The sequence below is a fragment of the Actinomadura sp. NEAU-AAG7 genome, from assembly GCF_018603865.1.
GTDB lineage: Bacteria > Actinomycetota > Actinomycetes > Streptosporangiales > Streptosporangiaceae > Spirillospora > Spirillospora litoris.
This window is the reverse complement of sequence record NZ_JAHFZY010000003.1, coordinates 856,980-880,233: the sequence shown is the minus strand read 5'-3', so window position 1 is coordinate 880,233 and position 23,254 is coordinate 856,980. Positions and strand designations below refer to the sequence as shown.

The 23,254-nt window shown below is 74.3% G+C and carries 20 protein-coding genes; 5 read left to right on the top strand and 15 right to left on the bottom strand.

Features of this window, described 5'->3' with window-relative positions; genetic code table 11:
- Nucleotides 1–12: 12 nt before the first annotated feature.
- Nucleotides 13–573 (top strand): NADPH-dependent FMN reductase, encoded by a 561-nt coding sequence (locus tag KLI87_RS18625; RefSeq protein WP_156218228.1) that lies wholly within the window; start codon nucleotides 13–15, stop codon nucleotides 571–573.
- Between the two features lie 115 nt (nucleotides 574–688).
- On the opposite strand, the gene KLI87_RS18620 is transcribed toward KLI87_RS18625, so the two are convergent.
- From KLI87_RS18620 to KLI87_RS18570, 11 genes are all read right to left on the bottom strand, one after another.
- The gene (locus tag KLI87_RS18620) at nucleotides 689–1,156 is read right to left on the bottom strand and encodes a TIGR03618 family F420-dependent PPOX class oxidoreductase (RefSeq protein ID WP_308166064.1); all 468 of its coding nucleotides are present in this window, start codon (nucleotides 1,154–1,156) and stop codon (nucleotides 689–691) included.
- Nucleotides 1,153–1,557: a TIGR03618 family F420-dependent PPOX class oxidoreductase gene (locus KLI87_RS18615; RefSeq protein WP_156218229.1), complete on the bottom strand. Its 405-nt coding sequence runs from the start codon at nucleotides 1,555–1,557 to the stop codon at nucleotides 1,153–1,155. Before KLI87_RS18615 ends, KLI87_RS18620 begins: the two co-directional genes overlap by 4 nt.
- Nucleotides 1,558–1,607: 50 nt before the next feature.
- Complete coding sequence (locus KLI87_RS18610) at nucleotides 1,608–2,492, bottom strand: SDR family NAD(P)-dependent oxidoreductase (RefSeq protein ID WP_156218230.1); 885 nt, start codon at nucleotides 2,490–2,492, stop codon at nucleotides 1,608–1,610.
- Nucleotides 2,489–3,697: a macrolide family glycosyltransferase gene (locus tag KLI87_RS18605; protein WP_214618011.1), complete on the bottom strand. Its 1,209-nt coding sequence runs from the start codon at nucleotides 3,695–3,697 to the stop codon at nucleotides 2,489–2,491. The genes KLI87_RS18610 and KLI87_RS18605 overlap by 4 nt, the downstream gene beginning before the upstream one ends.
- Nucleotides 3,694–5,445, bottom strand: coding sequence for a hydantoinase B/oxoprolinase family protein (locus KLI87_RS18600; protein WP_214618010.1), 1,752 nt, complete (start codon nucleotides 5,443–5,445; stop codon nucleotides 3,694–3,696). The genes KLI87_RS18605 and KLI87_RS18600 overlap by 4 nt, the downstream gene beginning before the upstream one ends.
- Nucleotides 5,442–7,556, bottom strand: coding sequence for a hydantoinase/oxoprolinase family protein (locus tag KLI87_RS18595; RefSeq protein WP_214618009.1), 2,115 nt, complete (start codon nucleotides 7,554–7,556; stop codon nucleotides 5,442–5,444). The genes KLI87_RS18600 and KLI87_RS18595 overlap by 4 nt, the downstream gene beginning before the upstream one ends.
- On the bottom strand, nucleotides 7,553–9,193 hold the full coding sequence (locus KLI87_RS18590; RefSeq protein WP_214618008.1) for an ABC transporter substrate-binding protein: 1,641 nt from the start codon (nucleotides 9,191–9,193) through the stop codon (nucleotides 7,553–7,555). Before KLI87_RS18590 ends, KLI87_RS18595 begins: the two co-directional genes overlap by 4 nt.
- A gap of 58 nt (nucleotides 9,194–9,251) precedes the next feature.
- Nucleotides 9,252–10,919 (bottom strand): ABC transporter ATP-binding protein, encoded by a 1,668-nt coding sequence (locus KLI87_RS18585; protein ID WP_214618007.1) that lies wholly within the window; start codon nucleotides 10,917–10,919, stop codon nucleotides 9,252–9,254.
- Nucleotides 10,916–11,815, bottom strand: coding sequence for an ABC transporter permease (locus KLI87_RS18580; protein WP_214618006.1), 900 nt, complete (start codon nucleotides 11,813–11,815; stop codon nucleotides 10,916–10,918). Before KLI87_RS18580 ends, KLI87_RS18585 begins: the two co-directional genes overlap by 4 nt.
- A 5-nt stretch (nucleotides 11,816–11,820) precedes the next feature.
- Nucleotides 11,821–12,810: an ABC transporter permease gene (locus tag KLI87_RS18575; RefSeq protein WP_214618005.1), complete on the bottom strand. Its 990-nt coding sequence runs from the start codon at nucleotides 12,808–12,810 to the stop codon at nucleotides 11,821–11,823.
- 113 nt (nucleotides 12,811–12,923) lie between these two features.
- Entirely contained in the window at nucleotides 12,924–15,725 is a 2,802-nt protein-coding gene (locus tag KLI87_RS18570; protein ID WP_214618004.1) for a family 78 glycoside hydrolase catalytic domain, read from the bottom strand.
- A gap of 138 nt (nucleotides 15,726–15,863) precedes the next feature.
- Here KLI87_RS18570 and KLI87_RS18565 point away from each other — a divergent pair, with 138 nt between their 5' ends.
- The 4 genes from KLI87_RS18565 to rfbH all read left to right on the top strand — a co-directional run bounded on the left by KLI87_RS18565 (nucleotide 15,864) and on the right by rfbH (nucleotide 19,281).
- On the top strand, nucleotides 15,864–16,898 hold the full coding sequence (locus KLI87_RS18565; RefSeq protein WP_214618003.1) for an LLM class flavin-dependent oxidoreductase: 1,035 nt from the start codon (nucleotides 15,864–15,866) through the stop codon (nucleotides 16,896–16,898).
- Between the two features lie 73 nt (nucleotides 16,899–16,971).
- Nucleotides 16,972–17,397, top strand: a complete 426-nt coding sequence (locus KLI87_RS18560) for a helix-turn-helix domain-containing protein (RefSeq protein WP_156218236.1) — start codon at nucleotides 16,972–16,974, stop codon at nucleotides 17,395–17,397.
- A gap of 33 nt (nucleotides 17,398–17,430) precedes the next feature.
- Nucleotides 17,431–17,886 (top strand): cupin domain-containing protein, encoded by a 456-nt coding sequence (locus tag KLI87_RS18555; RefSeq protein WP_308166063.1) that lies wholly within the window; start codon nucleotides 17,431–17,433, stop codon nucleotides 17,884–17,886.
- A gap of 90 nt (nucleotides 17,887–17,976) precedes the next feature.
- Nucleotides 17,977–19,281 carry a lipopolysaccharide biosynthesis protein RfbH gene (gene rfbH, locus KLI87_RS18550; protein ID WP_214618002.1) on the top strand — a complete coding sequence of 435 codons (1,305 nt, stop codon included), beginning with the start codon at nucleotides 17,977–17,979 and terminating at the stop codon, nucleotides 19,279–19,281.
- Here the strand turns inward: rfbH and KLI87_RS18545 are convergent.
- The 4 genes from KLI87_RS18545 to KLI87_RS18530 form a co-directional block, all read right to left on the bottom strand.
- Nucleotides 19,265–20,446, bottom strand: coding sequence for a hypothetical protein (locus KLI87_RS18545; RefSeq protein ID WP_214618001.1), 1,182 nt, complete (start codon nucleotides 20,444–20,446; stop codon nucleotides 19,265–19,267). The genes rfbH and KLI87_RS18545 overlap by 17 nt on opposite strands.
- Nucleotides 20,447–20,549: 103 nt before the next feature.
- On the bottom strand, nucleotides 20,550–20,723 hold the full coding sequence (locus KLI87_RS18540) for a hypothetical protein (RefSeq protein WP_156218239.1): 174 nt from the start codon (nucleotides 20,721–20,723) through the stop codon (nucleotides 20,550–20,552).
- 33 nt (nucleotides 20,724–20,756) lie between these two features.
- Entirely contained in the window at nucleotides 20,757–21,365 is a 609-nt protein-coding gene (locus KLI87_RS18535) for a DUF5825 family protein (protein ID WP_214618000.1), read from the bottom strand.
- Nucleotides 21,365–23,248, bottom strand: a complete 1,884-nt coding sequence (locus tag KLI87_RS18530; protein ID WP_214617999.1) for a RiPP maturation radical SAM C-methyltransferase — start codon at nucleotides 23,246–23,248, stop codon at nucleotides 21,365–21,367. Before KLI87_RS18530 ends, KLI87_RS18535 begins: the two co-directional genes overlap by 1 nt.
- Nucleotides 23,249–23,254: the final 6 nt, after the last annotated feature.

The following is a 23,254-nucleotide window of genomic DNA, read 5'->3' as shown; positions in this document are numbered from 1 at the left end:
AGGGAACGGGAAATGACAAAGATCGCCATTATCGTCGGTAGCACGCGGCCGGGCCGGATCGGCCGTGCGGTGGCGGACTGGGTGCACCTGGTCGCCTCCAAGCGCACCGAGGCCGAGTACGAGGTCGTCGACATCGCCGACCACGGCCTGCCGCTCTACGACGAGCAGATCCCCGCGGCGGTCGGGCAGTACGCCGGCGACCACACCAAGGGCTGGGCCGAGGTCGTCGCCGGGTACGACGGCTTCGTCGTGGTGACCCCCGAGTACAACCACGCGCCGCCCGCCGCCCTGAAGAACGCGTTCGACTTCGTCTACGCCGAGTGGGCCAACAAGGCGGTCGGCTTCGTCGGGTACGGCGCGGTCGGCGCCGCGCGGGCCGTCGAGCACCTCAAGCTGGTCGCGACCGAGCTGAGCCTGGCGTCGGTGGCCGCGCAGGTCACCCTGCTGATCCCCGGGGACTTCCCGAGCTACCCCGAGTTCACGCCGCAGGAGTTCCGCGAGGCGGAGCTGGAGCGCGTGCTGACCCAGGTCGAGTCCTGGTCGAAGGCGCTGGCCACCGTCCGGGCCGCCTGACGCCCTCCCCAGATCCCCCCGCGCGTGGGCGCGGGCACCCTCCCGCCGGGTGCCCGCGCCCACGTGTGTCCGAGGTCTTCCGTGCGTCTTCCGTGCGTCCGAGGTCTTCCGTTCCTCAGGGGACGTCCAGCCGCGTCCCGTACAGGCGCGCGACCCGCAGCCTGATCACCAGCCTGCGGTCGGCGACCATCTGCTCCAGGAACGCCTTCTCGTCGGCGGCCTCCGCGAACGGCGGCTGGAGTGCGAGCAGCTCGCGGCCGGCGGGGTCGCCGGGCGCCTCGCTGACGGCCGACAGCTCGGCCCGCCCCTGCGCGACGGCGAAGGCCAGATAGTCGGCGCTGGTCACATACAGCGCCGCGCGGGGGTCGTGGCGCAGCCGCCGCACCTTGGCCCGGTCGGCGGTGGTGCTGATCCGCGCCGTCCGCTCCACCGGGTCCCAGTGGTAGGCGACGGTGGACAGGTGCGGGTGGCCGTCGCGCTTGTTCGCGGCCAGCGCGCCCATCGCGTGCCCGGCCACCAGCGCCGTCAGCTCCTCGTCGGACAGGGGCAGCGGCCCCGGCCCCTGCCCCGGCCCGTACGTCACTTCTGCGTCTCCGGCGGGAACGGGATCACCTTGTGCGGGACGATCTGGACGACCACCCGCGACACGTCGTCCACGTCGTGGACCTCGTCGAGGTACTTCAGCGTCAGCTCGTCGGCCAGTTCCTTGCCGCCTCCCTCCAGCACCTTCGCGGTGCCGCGGATCTCGATCGAGACGATCGGGTTCTCGATGTCGAACACCGACACGTTGACCCTCGGGTCGCGGGAGATGTTGCGCTCGGTGCGGCGGCCCGCGTGGGTCACGAACAGCAGGGAGTCGTCCTCGCCGCGTTTGATCAGGACGATCGAGGAATGCGGGCTCCCGTCCTCGTTCACCGTGGCGACGACGGGGAAATTCTTGTTGTCGATGAATGCCCGTGTCCGCTCATCGAGTTTCTCAGCCATGCGATGAATGTATAAGCCGTGGTGGGCGCGGGACTCCCCTGATCACCCCCCTACTGCACCGCTTGCGGAGGGAGGGGATCCAGCCATGCTCCGGTCAGCTCGGCGACCGCCGCGCCGTCGGCGTCCGCCAGTTTCCGGGCGACGAGCGCGCGGGTGTCGGCGGCGGTCTGGACGCGCGCCGGCGGGTCCTCGGCGGCGAGCACGTCCACGATGGCGGCGGCGACGTCGGCGGCCGTCTGCGTGGCGGGGAGGCCGGGCAGCGTCCCGCCTCGCGCGGCGGCGTTGTCGAAGTAGCGCCGCAGCAGCTTCTCGTAGGGGCCCGCCTCGGCGAACAGGCGCGCCCAGTCGGTGCGGCGGACCGCGTCCGTGCTCAGCGGCCCCGGCTCCACGATCGACACCGCGACGCCGAGGCGCCGCGCCACCGGCGCGAAGCCCTCCAGGACGCCCTCCAGCGCGAACTTCGACCCGCAGTAGGCCTCCTGGAACGGCAGCCCGAGCGCGCCCGCGACGCTGCCGACCGCGACGAACCTGCCGCCCCCGGCGCGCAGGTGCGGCAGGGCGGCCTTGAGCAGCGCGACCGGGCCGAACACGTTCACGTCGAACGTCCTGCGGTAGCTCGCGAGGTCCTCGCGCTCGAAGGTGTCGACGCCGGTGACGCCCGCGCTGCTGACGATCGCGTGCAGGCCGCCGTGGCGGGCCGCGACGCCGTCCACGAACCCGGGCAGCGACTCCTCGTCGGTGACGTCCAGCTCCGCGACGTCGACCTCGGCGCCGGTCCGGGCGACCAGCTCGTCGAGGCCCGCGACGCGGTCGAGGGAGTGGACGGAGGCCACGACGCGGTATCCGCGCCCGGCGAGCGCGACCGCCGTGCTCGCCCCCACCCCCGATCCGCTGCCGGTGACGATCACCGCTCCGGTGGGCGGGCTCGCGGTCATGACGCCTCCTGTCGCGCCGGGCGGGCGAGGCGGGTCTCCAGGACGTCGGCCGCCCGGCGCGCGCCCCCGGCGGCCCGCGCGTGCGCCTGCAACTCCCGCACGCGCGCCCGGACCGCCTCGTCCGAGGCGACCGCCTCCACCTCCGCCACGAGCCGGTCGGCGTCCAGCGCGGACGGCGGGATCACGCGCCCGGCGCCGAGTTCGAGGGTCCGCTCGGCGTAGGGCAGGAAGTCCGGGGCCGGGGGGACGATGACGACGGGCGTCGCGGTGTGCCACGCCTCGACCAGCGAGCCGCTGCCGCCGTGCGTCACGAACACCTCCGCGTGCTCCAGCACGCCGACGCCCGAGACCCAGCGGTGGACCTCCACGTTCGGGGCGAGCGCGGCGATCCGCTCGACGTCGGCGTCGGCGAGCCCGTCCCCGACCGTCACGACCACGTGCCAGTCACGGCCGGAGAACGCGCGGGCGACGGTCTCGAAGAACCCGGCGTCGCCGTTGCGGACGCTGCCCAGCGACACCAGCGCCACCCGGGGCGCGCCCGCCGGGGGATCCCAGGTGCCGAGGAAGTCGCGTCCGCCGACGCTCGGCCCGACGAAGTGGACCAGCTCGGGGTCGAACGTCTCGTACGCGGGCTGGAGCCGGGACGGGACGAACGCGATCGTCAGCTCCTCCACCCGCCGCGTGCTCCACAGGAAGTCGCCGACCTGGTCGCCGAGCCCGAACCCCTCCAGCGCCCCGGCGATCTCCTCCACCGGGTCGGCGAGGCGGGCGTCCGGCGCGAGGCGGTCCCGGTGCTCGATGTAGGAGTAGTGCTCGTTGGACACCACGCTCGGGGTCAGCAGGACGGGCGGCAGCCCCCATGTCCTGGACAGGATCCGGCCCGCCTGGAACGCGGCCTCGTCGTAGGCGACGGCGTCGGGGCGCTCGTCGCCGAAGTGCTCGCGCGCGGCGCGCAGGATCGCGAGGTTCTCGCGGAAGAACGCGCGGGTCGCGGCGGCGGGGTCGTCCTCGGACAGGCTGGTGAGCGGGTCCAGGGAGGCGTAGGCGACCACCTCGGCGCCGAAGCGCCGGACCCGCTCGGCCAGCCCGTCGGCGACCACGTAGGTGACCCGGTGCCCGCGCCGGACCAGCTCGCTCACGAGGTCGAGCTTCGGCAGCACGTGCCCGTTCGAGGGGATGTCGAGGAACAGCAGATGCAGGCTCATGGGATGCTCCGATCTGTCGTATCGGCTGTGAGCGCCGTGTCCGGGCCGGTCTCTTGTGAGGGGGCGGTCCCCCACACCCGCCGCGTCAGGCCGTACACGTCGCGGGCCGCGGCCTCCGACACCAGCCCGTCGCGCACGTCGGCGCGGACGGCCGCGCGCGACCGCTCCCGGGGGTCGCCGTAACCGCCGCCGCCCGAGGTGTGGATCTCGATGACGTCGCCGCGTCCGAGCACGAGCGTGCTGTTGGTGCGCGGCACCGTGACCCGCCCGTCCCGGTGGCGGACGACGCTCCGGTTCGCGGGGGCGGCGAGGCCGCCCGCCAGGCCGTAGGGGACGGTCTGCTCCAGCGCGCCCGACCCGATGCACACGACGCGGACGCCGTCCTGGTCGATGCGCCACCGCGAGTAGCCGCCGAGGCCGCCGCGCCACCGCCCCGCGCCCGCCGAGTCCGTCGCGAACCCCTGCTCCAGGACGGTCGCGGGCGCGCCGAGCTCGTGCAGTTCGACGTCCACCTCGCGGCCGCCGCCCATCGCGACGGGCGGGCCGATCGCGTCCCACCCGTCGAACCCGAGCACGGCCCCGGAGCCGCCCTTGAGCGCGCCGGTGGCGCCGAACGCGCGGCCGGTCCGCTCGTCGACCCCGACGGCGGCGAACGCGTAGCCCCGGCACCAGCCCGCGTGGGTGATCGCCGGGTCGGCCCGCGACAGCGCCAGCCACACGGTCTCGACGATCGCCTCGCACGCGGTGATCGTGCACAGCGTGGTCGCGGCCGGTTCGACCGCGTGCGTGATCGTGCCGGGCCGGGTGCGGATCTCGACCGCCGCCAGGGCGCCGCCGTCGCGGCGCTGCGCGGGGTCGGTCACGCCGAACAGCGCGAGGAGCGTCGAGGCGACGGTGTTGGCGCGGGTCGAGTTGGCGTAGCCGACGACCTGCGGGTCCGAGGCGGTGAAGTCGAACACGGCGCGGTCCCCCGCCACGGTGAGCGCGAGCCGGACCGCGATGGGCTCGCGGTGGTGCTCGCCGCCGTCGTCGAGGTGCCGGACGGCCTCGTAGGTCCCGTCCGGCCAGCGCGCGATCTCCGCGCGCATGTGCCGGGCCGAGGCGGCGAGCTGGATCCGCACGGCCTCCAGCACCGGCTCGACGCCGAACGCGTCGAGCATCGCGAGCAGCTCGCGCTCCCCGATCGAGGCCGCGCCGATCTGGCAGTGCAGGTCGCCCTCGACCGCGTCGCGCAGCCGCAGGTTCAAAAGGATCAGGTCCCAGACGTCGTCCTGCCGCTCGCCGCCCCGGTACAGCCGGACGGGCGGGATCCGCAGCGCGTCCTCGTAGCAGTCCCGGGCGCCGGGGTTGTAGCCGATCTCCCCGCCGCCGCCGACGTCGGCGTGGTGCCCCTTGGTCGCGGTCCAGAAGCGCAGGACGCCCCGGTGGAAGACGGGTTTGAGGACGGTGACGTCGGGCGGGTGGTTGTTGCCGTGGTAGGGGTCGTTGAGGACGAAGACGTCGCCCTCGCCGACGTCCCCGGCGAACTTGGCGAGCACGCCCTCGTAGGCGCTCGGCAGCGACCCGGCGAGCACGGGGATGAAGTCCTTGGTGGCGATCCAGGCGCCGTCCGCGTCGAAGATCCCGGTCACGAAGTCGCGGCTCTGGAACGCCGCCGACCGGCAGGACCGGAGCATCGCGTCGGCCATCCGCTCGGCGATCGCGTGCAGCCGGTTGCCGACCACCGAGGCCAGGATCGTCCCCGTCATCGGACCGCCTCCAGACGGGTCTCCCGCAGCGCGGCCAGCACCTCGGCCCGTTCGCGGTCGGCGGCGAACACGAGCGTGGTGCCGCTCGCGGTGACCTCGAACGCGAACCCGGGCGGGACCACGATGGTCGTGCCCGCTCCCGCCAGCAGCGCGGGACCCTCCTGGCGCTCGTCCACGGGCACCGACCGCACGCTCCGGACGGGCACCTCGCGGAACGCGCCGTCGAACCACGCGCGCCGCACGCCGTCCGGCTCCACCGGCCCGGACGGGGCGGGCGCGCTCCGGGGCGCGTCGGTGGGCGTGCGGGCTTCGAGCCGCAGGTTCACGACCTCCACCGGCACCTCCGGTTGCGCGAAGCCGTAGAGCCGGTCGTGCAGCCGGTGGAACCGCTCGACGAGCCCGGCGACCGCCGCCGCGCCGCCGCTCGGCACGGCCGGGAACGGCACCGTGATCTCGTGGACCTGGCCGATGTAGCGGACGTCGGCGAGCCGGGTGAACTCCACCGCCGGACCCGCCTTCGCGGCGCCCTCCAGCACGGCGCCCTCCAGCACGGCGAAGGCGGCGTCGACCTCGGCGGCGTCGACGCCCGTGGCGCGCGGGTCGCGGCCCCGGCCCAGCAGCGTGCGGACGTGGTAGCTGACGAGGTCGGCGCGGAGCATGCCCCGCGCGCACAGCACCGACGCGCCCGCCGGGACCACGACCAGCGCGATCCCGAGGTCGCGGGCCAGCTCCACCGCGTGCACCGGCCCCGCGCCGCCGGCCGCGACCAGGGCGAGCCGCCCCGGGTCGAGGCCGTGCCTGGCGGTCGCGAGCCGCAGGCTGTCGGCCATCTCGGCGTTGACCGCCCGGTGCACGCCCGCCGCCGTCTCGACCGTCCCGAGCCCGAGGTCGCGCCCGAGGGCCTCGACCGCGCGGGCCGCCAGGTCCGCCGACGGCACGAGGCCCTCGCCGAATCCGCCCGCCAGGTAGCCGAGGAGGAGGTCGGCGTCGGTGACCGTGGCGAGCCGTCCGCCGCGTCCGTAGCTCGCCGGGCCGGGGTCGGCCCCCGCGCTCTCGGGGCCGACGCGCAGCAGCCCCCCGGCGGTCGCCCGGGCGATCGACCCGCCGCCCGCGCCGATCGTGCCGATGTCGAGCATCGGCACCGAGACCGGATGACCCGCCGGTTCGGCGCGCGTCGTGATGCCGGTGACGCCGCCGGACGACAGGCTCACCTCGAAGCTCGTCCCGCCCATGTCGACCGCCATCGCCTCGGGCACGCCGAGTTCGGCGACGACGTCCGCGACGGCGGCGGGCGCGCCCGCCGGTCCCGACAGGAGCGTGTTCACCGCGCGCTCGGCGGCCCGCTCCAGGGGGACGACCCCGCCGTTGGACTGGACGATCAGCACCGGGCCCGGGTAGCCGAGGGCGGCCAGCCGGCCGGCGAGGCGGTCGAGGTGGTCGCGCAGCACCGGCCCGACATAGGCGTTGAGCACGGTCGTCGAGGTGCGTTCGAACAGCCGGACCTCGGGCGCCACCCGCGACGACACCGACAGGAACACGCCGGGCAGCTCCGCCGCGAGGATCTCCGCCGCGCGCCGCTCGTGCGCGTCGTTGAGGTAGGAGAACGCGAAGCAGACGGCGACCGAGGCGACCCCGGCCTCCCTGAAGCGGCGCGCGGCGCGGAGCACGCCGTCCTCGTCCAGCGGCGTCGTCACCTCGCCGGTGCGGTCGAGCCGCTCCCGCGCGGTCTCGATCAGACGGCGGGGCACGAGCGGCGGCGGCGGGGCGGCGCGCGAGTCGAACTGGTCGGCGCGGGCGCCCTGCCGCGCGAGCAGGACGTCGCGCAGCCCGTGCGTGGTCAGCAGGCCGGTCCGCGCGCCGGTGCCGGTGACCAGCGCGTTGGTCGTGATCGTGGTGCCGTGCACGATGACGCCGGTGCGGCCGAGCAGTGCGCGCAGCGGCAGCCCCGCCTTCGCCGCGAGCCCGCCGAGCCCGGTGACCAGGCCGTCCGCGGGCTCGGACGGGGTGGAGCCGGTCTTGTGGTCCAGCTCCATCCCGTCCGGGCCGAGCAGCGCCAGGTCGGTGAACGTGCCTCCGACGTCGACGGCGACGCGGTAGGGGCGGTCGGTCACGACAGCCAGACGTCCAGCAGCGCGGGCAGCCGCGCGTCGGCGTCCAGCGCGAAGCCGTGCACCTTCTTGCCCACCGCGACCACGGCGGTGTCCTCCACCAGCGGGGTGAACAGGCCCTCGGCGAGGACGCGGCGCTGGGCGTCGGCGACCAGCCTGCCCCGGGCCGCCTGGTCGGTGGTGGTCGCCTGCTTCTCCAGCAGCGGCTGCAGCGCCGCGTCCTGGACGTTGAAGAAGTTCGGGGGCGCGCTGGTGAACGTGCTGGCCAGGCCGACCCCGGCGTCCGGTCCCCCGGCGACGCCCGACAGGAACAGGTCCCACTTGTTCCGCGCCTTGAGCGCCTCCACCGACTGCGCGGCGGTCACCAGCTCGGGCTTCAGCTCGACGCCGATCTTCTTGTACCGGGCGGTGACGAGCTCGACGAGCGGCTGGTCCCAGGGGTTGCCGCGGTTGAGCCAGCCGAGCTTGAGCGTGAGGCGCCTGCCGTCCTTGGCCCGGATGCCGTCGCCGCCGGGCGCCCAGCCCGCCTTGTCGAGCAGCGCCGCCGCTGCCGCCTCGTCGGGCTTCAGCAGCGCGCTCTGGTCGGAGTGCCCGATCACCGCGCCGGTGACGACGCTGGTCGGCACGCCCCACTCGGAGGTGAGCAGCGTGTCGCGGATCTGCTTGGCGTCCACCGCCTTCACCAGCGCCTGCCGGACGGCCGGGTCCTTCAGCGGCGCCCGGTCGGCGCCGGTCACCACCAGGCCCTCGGCGAGCCGGGGCAGCCGCTGCGCGACGATCCCGAACCCGGCGGCGCGCACCGGCGCGATGTCGGAGGGGTTGAGCGCGCCCGCGAGCTGGACCTGGCCGGTCTTCAGCGCGCCGGTCCGCACGCTCGGCTCGGCGATGATCCGGTAGACGACCTTGTCGAGGTAGGCGTCGCCGTCGTGCCTCCGGGTCTTCGGCCCCCACTTGTAGCCGGCCCGCCTGGTGAGCACCACCTGGCTGTTGCGGACGTAGGAGCGGAGCACGAACGGGCCCGTCCCGATCACCTTGTCGAAGCGGTCCGCGATCGGCAGCGCCAGCGTCTTCGGCGCGAGGATGCCGAACCCGGGGTTGGTCACCCACAGCGGCCACGTCGGGTACGGCTTGGCGAACCGCTGCACGACCGTCCGCTCGTCGGGGGTGCTCGTCCCCTTGTAGCCGCCCTGGTCGAGCAGCGACAGCGGCGTCGACCCCACGGACGCGGCCCGGTTGGTGATGACGTCGTCGAAGTTGTCCTTGACGACCTTCGCGGTCAGCGGCGTGCCGTCGGAGAACGTCACCCCCTGCCGCAGCGTGAAGGTGAACTCGGTCGCGTCGGCGTTGGCCCGGAACGACTCGGCCAGCCAGGGCACCGGCTGCTTGGTCGCCGGGTCGAGCGCGAGCAGCGAGTCGACGATCGGCCGCGCGACCTCGCGGACCAGCGGCGTGACCGCGCGCGGGTAGATGCTGACGGGGTCGCCGCCGAGCGCGACGGTGAGGGTGCCGCCCGACTTGGGCGGGCCCGCCGCCCCCGAGCCCCCGGCCGACGTCCCGCCGCCGCAGGCGGCCAGCAGCAGCGCGGCGGCCGCCGCCGTGACGGATATCTTTACTTTTCCGACCGATATTGTTCGGAACACGGTTCGGGCTCGCTCTCCTTGTGGTGGTGGCTGTGTCTCGTGGTGGCCGGCGCCGGTTTCAGCGGCGGCCGGGGATCGCGTCGAGCAGCTCCCGCGTGTAGGCGTGCCGGGCCCCCGCGAAGATCTGCTCGGTGGGGCCGGACTCGACCAGCCGGCCCCGGCTCAGCACGCCCACCTCGTCCGCGATGTGCCGGACCACCGCCAGGTCGTGCGAGATGAACAGGTAGCTCACGCCCAGTTCGGCCTGGAGCGCGGCGAGCAGGTCGAGGATCTGCGCCTGCACGGAGACGTCGAGGGCGGACACGGGCTCGTCGCACACGAGCAGCTCGGGGTTGAGCACGAGCGCCCGCGCGATCGCGACCCGCTGCCGCTGCCCGCCCGACAGCTCGGCCGGCCGGCGGCGCAGCACCGAGGAGGGCAGCGCGACCAGGTCGACCAGCTCCGCCGCGCGGCGGCGGCGCTGCGCCCGCGAGCCCAGCCCGAAGGACGCGAGCGGGTCGGTGACGATCCGCTCGATCGGCCGCCGGGGGTCCAGCGAGGCGAACGGGTTCTGGTGGACGATCTGCATCCGGCGCCGCAGCAGGCGTTGCGCGCCGCCGCGCGAGCCGGTGATGTCCTCCCCGCCGAGGAACACGCGCCCGGCGGTGGGGTCGGCCAGCCGCAGGATCAGCCGCGCGGTGGTCGACTTCCCCGACCCCGACTCCCCGACCAGCCCGTACGTCCTGCCCCGGGGGATCGCGAAGCTCACGTCGTCCACGGCCCGTACGGTGCCGGACGAGCGGGGCGCCCGGAACTCCTTGACGAGCCCCTCCACGCGCAGGACCGGCCCGTCCGGCGCGGCGTCGGGGACGGCGTCGGGCTTCACCGCGAACGGGTCGCCGGGCGCGCCGCCCGGGACGGCGGTGAGCCGCACGCGGCGCGGACGCGGCGTCCGCGCGAGCCCGGGCGCCGCCTCGATCAGCGACCGCGTGTAGGGGTCGCGGGGGTCCGACAGCACCTCCCCGGGCGTGCCGCGCTCCACGATCGCGCCCGACCGCATCACCAGGACGCGGTCGGCGCGCTCGGCCGCGACGCCCAGGTCGTGGGTGATCAGCAGCAGGCCGGTGCCCGACTCGCGGACCAGCCCGCCGATGTGGTCCAGGACGCGGCGCTGCACGGTGACGTCGAGCGCGCTCGTCGGCTCGTCGGCCACGATGAGCCGGGGCCGCGCCGCGATCGCGATCGCGATGAGGACCCGCTGGCGCATCCCGCCCGACAGCTCCGAGGGGTAGCGGCGCGCCTGGGCCTCCGGGTCGGGGAGGCCCGCGTCGGCGAGCAGGCCGAGGGCGCGCGTCCGGGCGGCGCCGCGGTCGGCGTCCCCCGCCAGCCGCACCGCCTCGGCGACCTGCGCGCCGACCCGCTGGACGGGGTTGAGCGACGTGCCGGGGTCCTGCGGGATGAGCGCGATCTCCCGTCCGCGCAGCTCGCGCCACCCGCGCTCGGGCAGCGCGGTCAGGTCCCGCCCGTCGAAGGCGATGCGCCCGCCGGTGACCCCGGCCGCGCGCGGGAGCAGGCCGAGCAGGGCGTAGGCGGTGGTGGACTTGCCCGAGCCGGACTCGCCGACGATCGCGACCGTCTCGCCCTCCCCCACCGTGAAGCTCGCCGACTCCACCGCGCGGACGACCGAGCGCCGCGTGCGGTAGCGGACCACCAGGTCCTCGACCTCCAGGAGACGCGGGTTCGTCACCGGCCCGTCCCTTCGTCCTCGAACGCGCGCGACACCCGGTTGGCGGCCAGCACGGTCAGCGCGACGACCGTGCCCGGCAGGATCGACAGCCACCACGCGCCGCCGAGGAAGTCGCGCCCGGAGGAGACGAGCGACCCCCATTCGGGTGTGGGCGGCTGGGCGCCGAAGCCGAGGAAGCTCAGCGTGGTCACGCCGAGGACCGCCTCGCCGAACAGCAGCAGGGTCAGCGCCCACACCGGGCCCATCGAGTTCGGCAGCACGTGGCGCAGCAGGACGCGGGTCCGCCGCGCGCCGCCGGTCCGCGCCGCCTCCACGAACCCGCTCGCCGACACGCGCAGCACCTCGGCGCGCGTCACCCGCGCCGTGCTGGCGATCGCGGCCACGCCGATGGCGAGGCCGACGTCGGCGGTGTCGCCCTTGCCGAGCACCGCGACCAGCATCAGCGCGAGCAGCAGCCCGGGGATCGACAGCAGCACGTCCACCAGCCGCATGATGACCAGGTCGGCGATGCCGCGCAGGAACCCGGCGAGCAGCCCGAGCAGCGCGCCCGCGCCCAGCCCGACCGCCGTCGCCAGCGCCGCCGCCGGCAGCGTCCGGCCCGTCCCGTGGACGGTCTCGTCGAACAGGTCGCGGCCGAGGCGGTCGGTGCCGAACGGGTGGCCGGGCGAGGGGGCCTGGAGGCGCGCGCCGGTGTCGACCTCCAGCGGGTCGCCCGGCGCGAACAGCGACGGCTCGACCGCCGCGACGACGACCAGGCCCACCCAGATGACGGACAGGACCAGCCAGGGATTGCGCAGGAGCCCGCGCAGCAGGTGCCGCGCGTGTCCCGGGCGGTCCGCCGGCTCCGGTTCCGGGACGTGCTCGCCGGTCGTGAGGGCGAGGTCGGTGGCGGGCATCCGGCTCACCCCCGTCCCGCGAACGTGAACAGCGCGAGGCGCCCGGACGGGCCGCGCCCCGGCGCGCGGCGCGCCGCCGCCAGCCGCGGATCGAGCACCTGGTAGAGCAGGTCGACGGCGAGGTTGACGGTGACGAACACCAGCGCGCCCAGCAGCACCACGCCCTGCACGACGGGCAGGTCCTCCGCCGACACCGCGCCCTGCGTGATCTGCCCGAGCCCGTTCCGCGAGAACACCACCTCGACCACGATCGCGCCGGTGAGCAGCCCGCCCACCAGCAGCCCGGCGATGGTCAGCGTGGGCAGCGCGGCGTTGCGCAGCACGTGCCGGACGTTCACCCGCAGCGGCCCGGCGCCCTTGGCGCGGGCGACGTCCACGTAGTCCTTGCCCAGCTCGTCGGCCATGCTCCGGGCGAGGACCTGCCCGATCAGCGCGGCGGGCTGGACGGCGATGGTGGCGGCGGGGAGCACGAGGCCGCGCCAGCCGCCCTCCCCGATGGCGGGGAACACGTTCCAGGTGAAGGAGAGCCACTGCAACAGCAGCAGGCCCACGACGAACGGCGGGATCGCGACGCCCAGCGGCGGCAGCCCGAGCAGCGTCCGCCGCAGCCGCCGCGAGCCGGTCGCGTTGGCGAGGACCGCGAGGCCGGTCCCGAGGAGGGCCCCGAGCGCGAGCCCCGCGCCGGCCACCGCGAGCGTCGGCGGCAGCGCGTCCCCGATCAGCGAGCGCACCGGCTCGCCGGACTGGACCGACCGTCCGAGGTCGCCGTGCAGCGCGTCACCGAGCCCGGTCAGGTACCGCTCCGTCAGCGGGCGGTCGAGACCCATCTCATGCCGGAGCTGGTCGACCTGCTCCTCCGTGACCCCGCTGGTGGTGCCCGCGGCGATCGCGGCCGGGTCGCTCGGCAGCGCGTACAGGACGGTGAACGAGAGCGTGTACGCGGCCCAGAGCACGAAGACGCCCTGGAGCACCCGTCCGGCCAGAAAACGCGCCATCGATATGAAAAACCTCCCCCCGCCGGACAATCCGGCGAATTCCCCCGAACCCGCGATTCGATCCATGCAAAGGCTGCCGTGAACGGCACGGCGGAAACCCCTTTCGCGCCCCCCTATGCCACCCCTGAATCGGCGGGCTCGGCCCGGGCGGCGAACGCGTGGACGCCGGGACCGACCTCGGCGCGCGTCCCGTCCGGGAGCACGACCTCGGCCGTCGTGCCGGGCGGAACCGTCACCTCCAGCGAGAACCGGCCGCCCTCGATCCGCCACGCGGACCCGATCCGCCCGTAGGGGCTGTCCTGCTTCACCTCGGCCCAGGTCAGGCCGCCGCCCGGACGCGGCGCGACCGTGAACCGCCGGTAGGCGGGCACGTCCTCGTCGAGCCGGACGCCGCCGACGTCGCCGTGCAGGAACTCGACCACGCTCGCGCGCGTGGGCATGTTCAGCGCCAGGTTCGTGCGGCCGTCGGGCGTGATGCCGTCCCAGACCTCCCAGAACGTGGTGCCGCCGTTGTCGATCACCGACATCCAGGACCGCGAGCCCCGCCGCAGCAGCAGTTCGTAGGCGAGGTCGAGGTGGCCGTTCGCGGCGAGGACCGGCAGCAGCAGGTGCGTGGTGGGCAGCCCGGTGCCGGGCCGGGTCCCGGCGGCGTGGATCAGCTCCACCAGCCGCGCGGTCGTCCGCGCCCGCAGGTCCGCCGGGACGAGCCCGTAGGCCAGCGCGCGCAGGTGCGTGGCCTGGGTGTCGCAGGTCAGCGCCCCGTCCGGGGTGATGAACTCGGCCTGCCAGGCGGCGCGGACGCTCTCCGCGAGCAGCCCGTAGCGCTCGGCGTCGTCCGGGCGGCCGAGGATTCCGGCGATCCGCGACAGCAGCCGGGCCGACCGATGGAAGTAGGCCGTCGCGAACGCCGCGTGGTCGCGGGCCCGCATCTCCTCCACCACGGCGGCGGTGAACGACTCCAGGTCGGTGATCCGGGCGATCCGCTGCCGGGTCAGCGTCACCGGCGGTTTCGGCGGCCCCGGTTCGAGGTGCTCGCCGAAGTGGTAGCCGGTGTCCCAGAGGAACTCCTCGTGCGGCGCGGGTTCGGGGCGCGCGGCGCGCCGCACGGGGTGCCGCTCGTCCCGCGCGACCCGGGCCACGCGGTCGACCCACGCGGTCATCGACGCGTACTGCCGCGCGAGCAGCCCGTCGTCGCCGTAGGCCCGCCAGGTCTCCCAGGGCACCGACACGGCCGCGTCGCCGAAGCCCGCCTGCCCGTGCGGGATCGCGAACCGCGCCGTCAGGCTGCCGGGGCCGAGGGGGTCGGGGGCGTAGTTGCGCACGGTGCCGTCCGGCCACTGGTCGGCGGCGAGGTCGGCCAGCCACTTCGCGCTCAGCCCGGACACGTCGTGCACGAGGCGGGCGCCCCGGATGTTCCATCCGAAGTCGGTCCACCCCGCCAGTTCCCTGGTGATCTCGGCCATCGGGATGTCGCACGCCTGGTTGCGGTAGGTCCAGCAGGCGATGTCGTGGAGCCGCTCGACCCGCGCGTCGCTGCACCGGAACCAGCCGGTGCGGGGCAGGTCGGAGCTGACCGCGACCGCGGCGACGCCGCCCGGCGCGATCCGTCCCGGGTGGCCGTCGACGCGCAGGTAGCGGAAGCCGTGCCGGGTGTGCCGGGGCTCGAACGCCGGGCCCCCGGGCCCGCCGGAGACCACCAGGTCGCTCTGGACGCCGCGCGGCGGCTCGTACCAGCGCAGGGTGGCCTGGCCGCTCGACGTGTCGACGTCCCCGCCGTCCGGGGTGAGGGCCTCGGCGTGGGTCAGCCCGAGCAGCGTGCCGCGCGGGCCGAGGTCGGACAGCCGCACCCAGCCGCCCACATTCTGGCCGAAGTCGACGATGTGCACGCCCCGCGCCGGACGGGTGACCGACACCGGGGCCAGCTCCTGGAGCCGCCGCACGGGCGGCGCGGGCGAGGAGATCAGCCGGGCCGCCGGGCGCTCGCGGAGCACGACCGGCGACCAGGGATCCCCCACGAGGCCGTTCTGGGGGGCGTGGGGGATCGTCCCGCCATGGGAGACCGGGCCGGGGGTGTGCCATCCGGCGGGTTCGTCGCGCAGGTCGGCGGCGACGCCGTCGAAGAAGTCGGCCGCCTTGACGGCCCCGACCGCCGACCGCCACCCCGGATTCGTCCCGGTCACCGTCGTCGTCCCGTCCTCGTGGTCGAGGTGGAGCTGGACGACGAGCGCGGTCCGGTCGCCGAACCCGTCGGGCAGGCGGTGGTAGGACGTCCGGCCCCGGAACCAGCCGTCGCTGAGGACCGCGCCGAGCACGTTGCCGCCCGTCCGGACCAGCCCGGTGACGTCGTAGGTCTGGACGTGGAGGTGGCTGCGGTAGGCGGTGAACCCCGGTGCCAGCTCGGCGTCCCCGACCCGCTCGCCGTTGAGGAACAGCTCGTACAGGCCGTGCGCCGTGGCGTACGCCCGCGCCCGGACGACCCCGCCGGGGGCGGTGAACCCGCCGCGCAGGTGGTAGGCGGGACGGAAGCCCGGCGGCGGCACCTCGCCCTCCGCGGGCCCGATCCAGTGCGCCGTCCAGTCGTTCGGGTCGAGCAGGCCCATCTCCCAGTGGACGGGCTCCGACCAGGCGCTGACACCGGCGCCGGTGCGGACCCGCACGGCGCAGCGCACGGCCGCCCGCGACACGAGCGGCGGCCCGCCGTAGGGGACGAACAGGCTCCTGTCGGACGCGACCCACCCGGTGTCCCACGGCTGGTCGCCCATACGGCCGGCGATCCGGTAGGCCCGCTGCCGCGCGGCTCCTTCCGGCAGCCGCCAGCTCAGCCGGGGGGACGGCTCGGTCAGCCCCAACAGCGCGGGCCGATGTTCGACCCGCAGATCGGTCGGCGCGGACACACCCCACCCCAGTTCGCCCATTCCGGATCCCATGCGCCCACAGCAAAACACGCGACAGGGTGGTAACAGCAATGTTCCTACTTCCCGCCCCACGCCGTTCCGCATACGTTTGGCGACGTTGGAAAGGCACGCACGAATGGAAATGCGGCGGTAGCAATCGTGAAGTTCTTCGGAGTGGCCCCGATCCGCTATCTGGATTCGGCGGGGGCCGACGAGCCGTCGGCGACGCGGGCGAGCTTCGAGCTCACGGTGGCGACCGCGCTGCGGATGGAGGAGCTCGGCTTCGACGGCTTCGGGGTCGGCGAGCGCCACCACTGGCCGTTCCTGTCCAGCGCGCCGCCGGTCGTCCTCGCGCACGTCGCGGCGCTCACCAGCAGGATCCGGCTGTTCACCGGCGTCACCGTGCTGTCGATGCTCGACCCCGTCCGCGTCGCCGAGGACTACGCGACGCTCGACCAGCTCTCCGGCGGCAGGGTGGAGCTGATCGTGGGCAAGGGCGCCGGGCCGGGCGGCGAGCTGTTCGGCCTGCGGCCCGAGGAGCAGCGCCCGGCGCTCGCGGACAACTTCCGGCTGCTGCACGAGCTGTGGACGAGCGACAGCGTCACCTGGCCGGCGGGGCGGCGGCCGCGCCTCGACGACGTCCACCTCCTGCCCCGGCCGCTGAACGGGCGCCCCCGGATCTGGCACGGCAGCTCCTCCTCGGCGGAGTCGCTGGCGCTGGCCGCCGAGTACGGCGACCCCGTGGTGTTCTCCAACGCGGGCCTGTCCAGCGAGAGCGCGCGGCCGCTGGTCGAGTACTACCGCGCCGAGTGGGCGCGGCGCGGCCGACCCGCCGACCGGCTCTTCACCGGCGCGGGGACGCCCGGGTTCCTCGTCGCCAAGACCTCCCAGGCGGCGCTCGCCGCCTACCGCCCCGCCTTCGAGCGCCTCGCCGCGATGCAGCGGAGCATCGGCGGGCGGCCGCCCTACGCGAGCGTGGAGGACTTCGTCGCGCGCTCGCCGGCGCTCGTCGGCAGCCCGGAGCAGGTCATCGACAAGGTGCACCGGCAGCACGAGATCTTCGGCCACTCGCTCGCCGTGTTCAGCGTCGACCCCGACGGGCTGCCGCTGGACGACCACTGGACGTCCCTCGAACTGTTCGCCACCGAGGTGGCGCCGACGCTGCGCGCCTCGCTCCCCGACCCGCCGCCCTGACCCGCGCGGGACAGGTTGCCGGTGCGGACGATCACGTGTAAGGCTGAGACGTCCGCACCGGGAGGGGAGTTCGATGGCAGCACGATCTCGGCTACCCGACGACGTCGAGCCCGACGCGTGCGCGGCCTTCCGCGACGCCCTCGACCGGGTCGGGAGCAAGTGGGGAATCGCGATCATCGCGGCGGCCGGCGACGGCCCGATCCGGTTCGCCGAACTGCACCGGTCGATCCCGGGCATCAGCCGCCGCATGCTGACGCTCACCCTGCGCACCCTCGAACGGGACGGGCTGATCACCCGCACCGTCCACCCGACCGTCCCGCCGCAGGTCGAGTACACCGCGACGGCGCTCGCCGAGGAGCTGTTCGCCTCCACCCGCGCGCTGTCGGCGTGGGCGGAGAACAACCACGCGAAGATCGCGGCGGCGCGCGCCGCCTACGACGACAACGAGGCCGCGCGGCACGACGACCGGCGCCCCGTCAGCGGCCCCAATCTCTACTGAACCGACCAGAAACAACGACAAAAGGGGCGGATCGTGACGGACGCGCGCGCACGGGGAACGGCGGCCTGGCACGGGCGCATCGAGCACGTGCGCGGCTCCGACCTCGGCTCCGACACCGTCCAGACCTCCGGGATGCGCCGGTACGAGGCGATCTCGGGCAAGAGCGTCGGCTCGGAGCGGCTCTGGATGGGCCGCACCCACGTCGGCCCGGCGACCAGCTCGGGCGACCACCACCACGGCGAGGCCGAGACCGCGATCTACATCGTCTCCGGCCACCCGGTGTTCGTCTTCGCCGACGGCGAGGACGAGGTCCGGGTGGAGACCGCGCCGGGCGACTACATCTTCGTCCCGCCCTACGTCCCGCACCGCGAGGAGAACCCCTCCCCCGACGAGGAGGCGGTCGTGGTCATCGCGCGCAGCACGCAGGAGGGCATCGTGGTCAACCTGCCGAGCCTGTGGGCGGACGTCGGGCGCCCCGCCGAGAGCTGAGTCACTAAGGGGGGCCTACAGGGGAGGAGATCCCGCGCCCCGCTGTTTTGATGGACCAGGTCCGCGCCGTGGCGCGTCCTGGAGGCGATGATGAGTGACTCCCAGGATTCGATCCTGGAACTGGTCCGCAAGTACCACCGCGAGAAGGAGGAGGCGCGGCGGTTCGTCCCCGGCGAGACGCTGGTGATGCCGTCCGGCGCCGACCTGAGCGAGGACGACCGCGTCGCGCTGGTCGAGGCCGCGCTCAACCTGCGCATCGCGTCCGGGCCGAGCGCGGTCGCGCTGGAGCGCGAGCTCGGGCGGACGCTGCGGCGCCGCAAGGTGCACCTGACGAACTCGGGGTCGTCGGCGAACCTGCTGGCGCTGACCGCGCTCACCCAGCCGGAGATCGGCGACGACCGGCTCAGGCCGGGCGATGAGATCGTGACGGTCGCGGCGGGCTTCCCGACGACGGTCAACCCGATCCTGCAGAACCAGATGACGCCGGTCTTCGTGGACGTGGAGCTCGGCACCTACAACACCACCGCCGACCGCGTCGCCGAGGCGATCGGCCCGCGCACCCGCGGCATCATGATCGCGCACGCGCTCGGCAACCCGTTCCCGGTGGCCGAGGTCGCCGAGCTGGCCGCCGAGCGCGGGCTGTTCTTCGTCGAGGACAACTGCGACGGTGTCGGCGCGGGCTACCAGGGGCGGCTGACCGGGACGTTCGGCCACTTCAGCACCGTGAGCTTCTACCCCGCCCACCACCTGACGATGGGCGAGGGCGGCTGCGTCACCACCGACCGGCCGCGGCTCGCGCGGATCGTCGAGTCGCTGCGCGACTGGGGACGCGACTGCTGGTGCGAGCCCGGCGACTGCGACACCTGCGGCAAGCGCTACACCCAGCGGTTCGGCGAGCTGCCCTACGGCTACGACCACAAGTACACGTTCTCGCACGTGGGCTACAACCTGAAGACCACCGACCTCCAGGCGGCGCTCGGGCTCTCCCAGCTCCAGCGGCTGCCGGAGTTCGGCGCGGCCCGCCGCCGCAACTGGGCGCGGCTGCGCGAGGGCCTGGACGGGCTGCCCGGCCTGCTCCTGCCCGTCCCGACGCCGGGCAGCGACCCGAGCTGGTTCGGGTTCGTGATCACGGTCACCGCCGACGCGCCGTTCGACCGGGACGAGATCGTGAACCACCTGGAGGACCGCCGGATCGGCACCCGGATGCTGTTCGCGGGCAACCTCACCCGCCAGCCCGCCTACCAGGGCAGGCCGTACCGGGTCTCGGGGAAGCTCGACAACAGCGACGCCATCACCGAGCGCACGTTCTGGATCGGCGTCTTCCCGGGCCTGACCGAGGAGATGGTCGACTACATGATCACCACGATCCGGGACTTCGTCACGAGCCGCCGGTAGCCCGGGTTCGGCGGCACTCCCGCGTCCGGAGGAACTCCTCCCTGGCACGGGCGACCTCGCCGGTGATGAGGCCGCAGCAGTCACCGTCGATGTCCTCCTCGTGGACGTTCCCGGTCAGGGGCTCGGGGTGCCGCTCCCCGGCGAAACCGCGCAGGTCCGCGCTCCTGATCTCGGTGCGGCCGTCGACGGCGACCGTCGCGTCCGCGGCGATGAGGTCGAGGTGGACGTCGCACCAGTAGTCGACCACGTCGAGGCGCTGCCCGTGCATGCCGAGCCCGAGGTGCACGCCCGGGTGGCGCTCGTTGATGTGGGAGTTCAGCGGGATGAACGCGGTGGTGCCGACGTTGGTGCCGAAGCCCAGCTCCCCGATCAGGTCGGCGTTCTCGACCCGCAGGCAGCGCTCCAGCAGCCGCGCCACGAGCGGGTCGGCGCACGCGGCGCCGGTGACCCGGCCGTGCTCGATCTCGACCGTGACCGGGTGGTCGGCCAGCCGGACGTCGTGGCCGGTGTAGGAGGTCACGTTGAACGCGCCGTCGGCGACGAGGACGCCGTTGACGTCCGCCGGGTAGGTGCTGACCTCCCCTGGCGGCAGGACGAGGAACGCCCCCGCCCGCCACACGCCCCGGTTGCTGATCCACCGGTACCGCTCGGAGTCGACGGCGATCTCCAGGTCGGTGCCCCCGCCGGAGGTGACCCGCAGGCGGGAGGCGGGCATCATCCGGTTCAGCAGCGCGCCGTTCAGCGCCGACAGCAGCTCCGGCGTCACGCCCATCGAGTGGCGGAAGAACTCCGCCGAGGCGTTGATGACCCGGTAGGTCGCCCAGCGGTCCTCGGGGTAGGGGGCGAGGGCCCGGCGCAGCTGGAGCACGTGCGACATCGAGTCGCGCTCCATCGTCAGCAGCACGATCCGCGGATGCGGGGACGCGGGGTCGGGGAGCGCCGCGCGCAGCCGGGGCTCCACGGTGTCGTCGCGGCCCGCGCTCATCCCGAGCAGCGCCGGCCTGACGCCCCGGACGGCCAGCTCGGCGGCGACCCACGCGGCGGGGTCCCGCGCGTCCGCCGTGTACAGGAGGACGACCCGGTCGTCGGGCCGGATCCGGATGTAGTGGTCGAGCAGGGTGGACACGCCGTCCCACACGGCGGCGTCGGGCGTCCCGGCCGTCATCGTCATCACCTCCGGCAGGCGGGGGCCCCGGGTGCCGCCCGGCGGGCGGCACCCGGGGTGGGCGGAACGCCCGCGGTCGGCCGACCCCCGTCGGCCGCTCCGGTCAGCCGATGCCCCAGTCGCGCTCGTGCGGGGCGTCGATGTCGTCGCGGACGACGTCCACGCGGATGCCCTCGGTCGTGGCCAGGTTCTCCGTGCTCATCTCCGCCAGCGCGGCGCGCAGCGCCTCCTCACGGGCGCTCTCGCGCCCCGCTTCCTCGGGTCTCTTCACGGTCATGCCGCACCTCATCTCTCCGGACACTTCCACTGATCACAGGACGCTCTTTCCGGCGGGCCACCGGCGCACCCGGCAGGGCAGCCACCAGGCCGCGCCGTCGAGGAAGTGGACGAGCCGCATCGTCCTCAGGTCGCGCAGGACCGGGGGCGGGAGCGCCGCGGACGGGCAGCCCTCCAGCAGGCTCTCGACCGCCGCGCGATGCGCCGGGCCGTCGATGGTGATCTTGCGCAGGACGCCCGAACGCCGGTCGCGCACCTGGAGGAATCCGGGCCCGCGGCGGTAGACGCACTTGAAGAAGTGGTAGCCGTCCCGCCAGTCGCGGCGGGCCTCCTCGTCGCCGACGACCTCGCCGGGCGGGTAGAGGTGGCTCAGGTCCCGCCACCGGCCGTCGCCCAGGCGCACCCGCCAGTCGACGGCGATCCCGTATGCGGTCAGCTCCCTTACCAGTACGAGGCTGGGGACGGCGTCGGTCGCGCCCGAAAGGTCCACGGTGTCCTTCAGCGCGACGCGGCGCACGCCGTCCTCGAAGAGGGCTCGGCTCGCCTCGGCGGCGGGGCCGGAGACGGCGGCGGTCCCGGCGCACACCCCCGGCCGGTCGAGTTCCTCGTAGTCGCGCCACAGCGTCATCGTGACCGGGGCCATCACGGCGCTCCGACCAGGTCGGCCGGGTCGGCGGCGCGCCGGCGCACCCGCCGCCGGCCCTGGCCCGCCGCGTCGGCGGCGGTCAGGACGACCTGGCCGCCGTCGGCGAAGGTCAGCCCGAGGCCGCGCCAGCGCGCGAGCAGGTCCGCGACTCCGTCCACGGTGACGGCCGGGTCCACCGCGGCGAGCTTCCCGGCCAGCGCCGCCGGGCGGTGCGGCCGGTCGAGCAGGCGCAGGGCGGCCATCTCCACGGGATCCTCGACCCGCAGCGCGGTCCAGCCGAAGGCCGGGCGCCGGTTCACCAGGTCGATGTGGTCGCCGAGGTCGCACATGGTCAGCCGGCTCTCGGGATAGGCCGCCTGCCATTCGGCGGCCGCGTCGGCGACGCGTCCGGCGACCGCCGCCCCGATTCCGCGCGGCGGCGCCTCGAAGAGGTAGGCGAGGTCGAACAGCTCCGCTTCGGGCAGGTCGTAGATCATCGAGTACTGGGGATGGGGCCGCAGTTCCGCGAAGCCCAACTCGGGCCGGTCGAAGTACGGGCTGAACCGCTCGATCGCGAGCCTGCCGACGATGCCCGGGGGCGGCAGGTGGTGCAGCGCGGGGAACTGCTCGACGACCGACGTGTAGTCGCCGGCGTCCTCGCCCGGGAAGCCGTAGAGGTAGTTCCACTCCACCCAGACGCCGGCCGATTCTGCGTCGCGCATCATCCGGACGTTCTGGCAGCCGGTCACGCCCTTGTCCATGATGCCGAGGACGCGGCCGCTGAGGCTCTCGATGCCCGCCTGGACCCGCACGACGCCCGCGTCCGCCAGCGCCCGCACCTGCTGCCGCCGCAGGTTGGACTTGACCTCGTAGAACATGCGGAAGTCGTAGCCCTCGGCGGCGAGCGCGGGCAGCATCGACGTCAGATAGCCCATGTCGAGGATGTTGTCGACCATGTACACGTCGAGGACCTGGTGCCGCCGGGCCAGGGCGAGCATCTCGTCCAGGAACCGGTCCGGGGGCTTGCTGCGGAATTCCATGAACGACCCGTTCAGACCGCAGAAGCCGCAATGGTGCTTCTCGCCCCACCAGCACCCGCGCGAGCTTTCCAGGACGAGCCGCGGATCGGCCCACAACCGCGCGACGGACGTAGCGTACCGCCGGAAGTAGTCGTCGTAGTCCGGGGCGACGATCTCACTCGGCGCCAGCGGCCGCGCGCTCATGGCGTTGGCGATCGAGGCTCCGCTCCCGTCCCGCCAGACGAGGCCGGGAATCGCCGCGAAGTCGCGGGCCCCCGCCACGGCGGTGAGGAATCGCGGAAAGGCGACCTCGCCCTCGCCGCGCAGGACGAAGTCCACGAACGGGAAGTTGCGGTGCAGCGCGGCGCCCTGCGGCCCGTCGCAGCTCGCCCCGCCGAGGATCGTCACGGTCTCCGGCCGGAGCCGCTTGACCTGCCTGGCCGCCGCGAGCGCGGCGACGTTCTGCTGGAAGGTGGAGGTGAAGCCGACCACGTCGGGCGCGGACGCGGCGACGCGTCCGGCGAGTTCGGCGACGAACGCGGGCGCCAGCTCGTGCAGCCGGTGGCACAGGGCCAGGTCGGCCTTCTCCCCGCTCGTCCGCTCGTCGAACTCGCGCCGCCGCCAGTCCGGATCGTCGTAGAGCGCCGAGGAGAAGACCCAGTCGCCGTTCCCCTCGGTGAAGGACCGCTGGGCGAAGAAGTCGTAGTCGTCCATCGCCATGTCGAGGCGGTCGTGGACCCAGTCGACGAAGTCGATGTTGGCGTACAGCACCTCGACCTCGGCTTCGGGGATCCGTTCCGCCACGGCGCGTTTGAGGATGCCCAGGGCCAGCGAGGGAACGTCGGTGGAGCCCCACGGCATGTTGACGAGAACTACCCGCATCGTGCT

Bases quoted from the DNA above. Each gene is read 5' to 3' on its own strand.
- KLI87_RS18625 (WP_156218228.1), top strand. From the start codon at position 13: ATGACAAAGATCGCCATTATCGTCGGTAGCACGCGGCCGGGCCGGATC.
- KLI87_RS18615 (WP_156218229.1), bottom strand. From the start codon at position 1,557: ATGGCTGAGAAACTCGATGAGCGGACACGGGCATTCATCGACAACAAG.
- KLI87_RS18610 (WP_156218230.1), bottom strand. From the start codon at position 2,492: ATGACCGCGAGCCCGCCCACCGGAGCGGTGATCGTCACCGGCAGCGGA.
- KLI87_RS18605 (WP_214618011.1), bottom strand. From the start codon at position 3,697: ATGAGCCTGCATCTGCTGTTCCTCGACATCCCCTCGAACGGGCACGTG.
- KLI87_RS18600 (WP_214618010.1), bottom strand. From the start codon at position 5,445: ATGACGGGGACGATCCTGGCCTCGGTGGTCGGCAACCGGCTGCACGCG.
- KLI87_RS18580 (WP_214618006.1), bottom strand. From the start codon at position 11,815: ATGCCCGCCACCGACCTCGCCCTCACGACCGGCGAGCACGTCCCGGAA.
- KLI87_RS18575 (WP_214618005.1), bottom strand. From the start codon at position 12,810: ATGGCGCGTTTTCTGGCCGGACGGGTGCTCCAGGGCGTCTTCGTGCTC.
- KLI87_RS18570 (WP_214618004.1), bottom strand. From the start codon at position 15,725: ATGGGCGAACTGGGGTGGGGTGTGTCCGCGCCGACCGATCTGCGGGTC.
- KLI87_RS18560 (WP_156218236.1), top strand. From the start codon at position 16,972: ATGGCAGCACGATCTCGGCTACCCGACGACGTCGAGCCCGACGCGTGC.
- rfbH (WP_214618002.1), top strand. From the start codon at position 17,977: ATGAGTGACTCCCAGGATTCGATCCTGGAACTGGTCCGCAAGTACCAC.
- KLI87_RS18545 (WP_214618001.1), bottom strand. From the start codon at position 20,446: ATGACGGCCGGGACGCCCGACGCCGCCGTGTGGGACGGCGTGTCCACC.
- KLI87_RS18540 (WP_156218239.1), bottom strand. From the start codon at position 20,723: ATGACCGTGAAGAGACCCGAGGAAGCGGGGCGCGAGAGCGCCCGTGAG.
- KLI87_RS18535 (WP_214618000.1), bottom strand. From the start codon at position 21,365: ATGGCCCCGGTCACGATGACGCTGTGGCGCGACTACGAGGAACTCGAC.
- KLI87_RS18530 (WP_214617999.1), bottom strand. From the start codon at position 23,248: ATGCGGGTAGTTCTCGTCAACATGCCGTGGGGCTCCACCGACGTTCCC.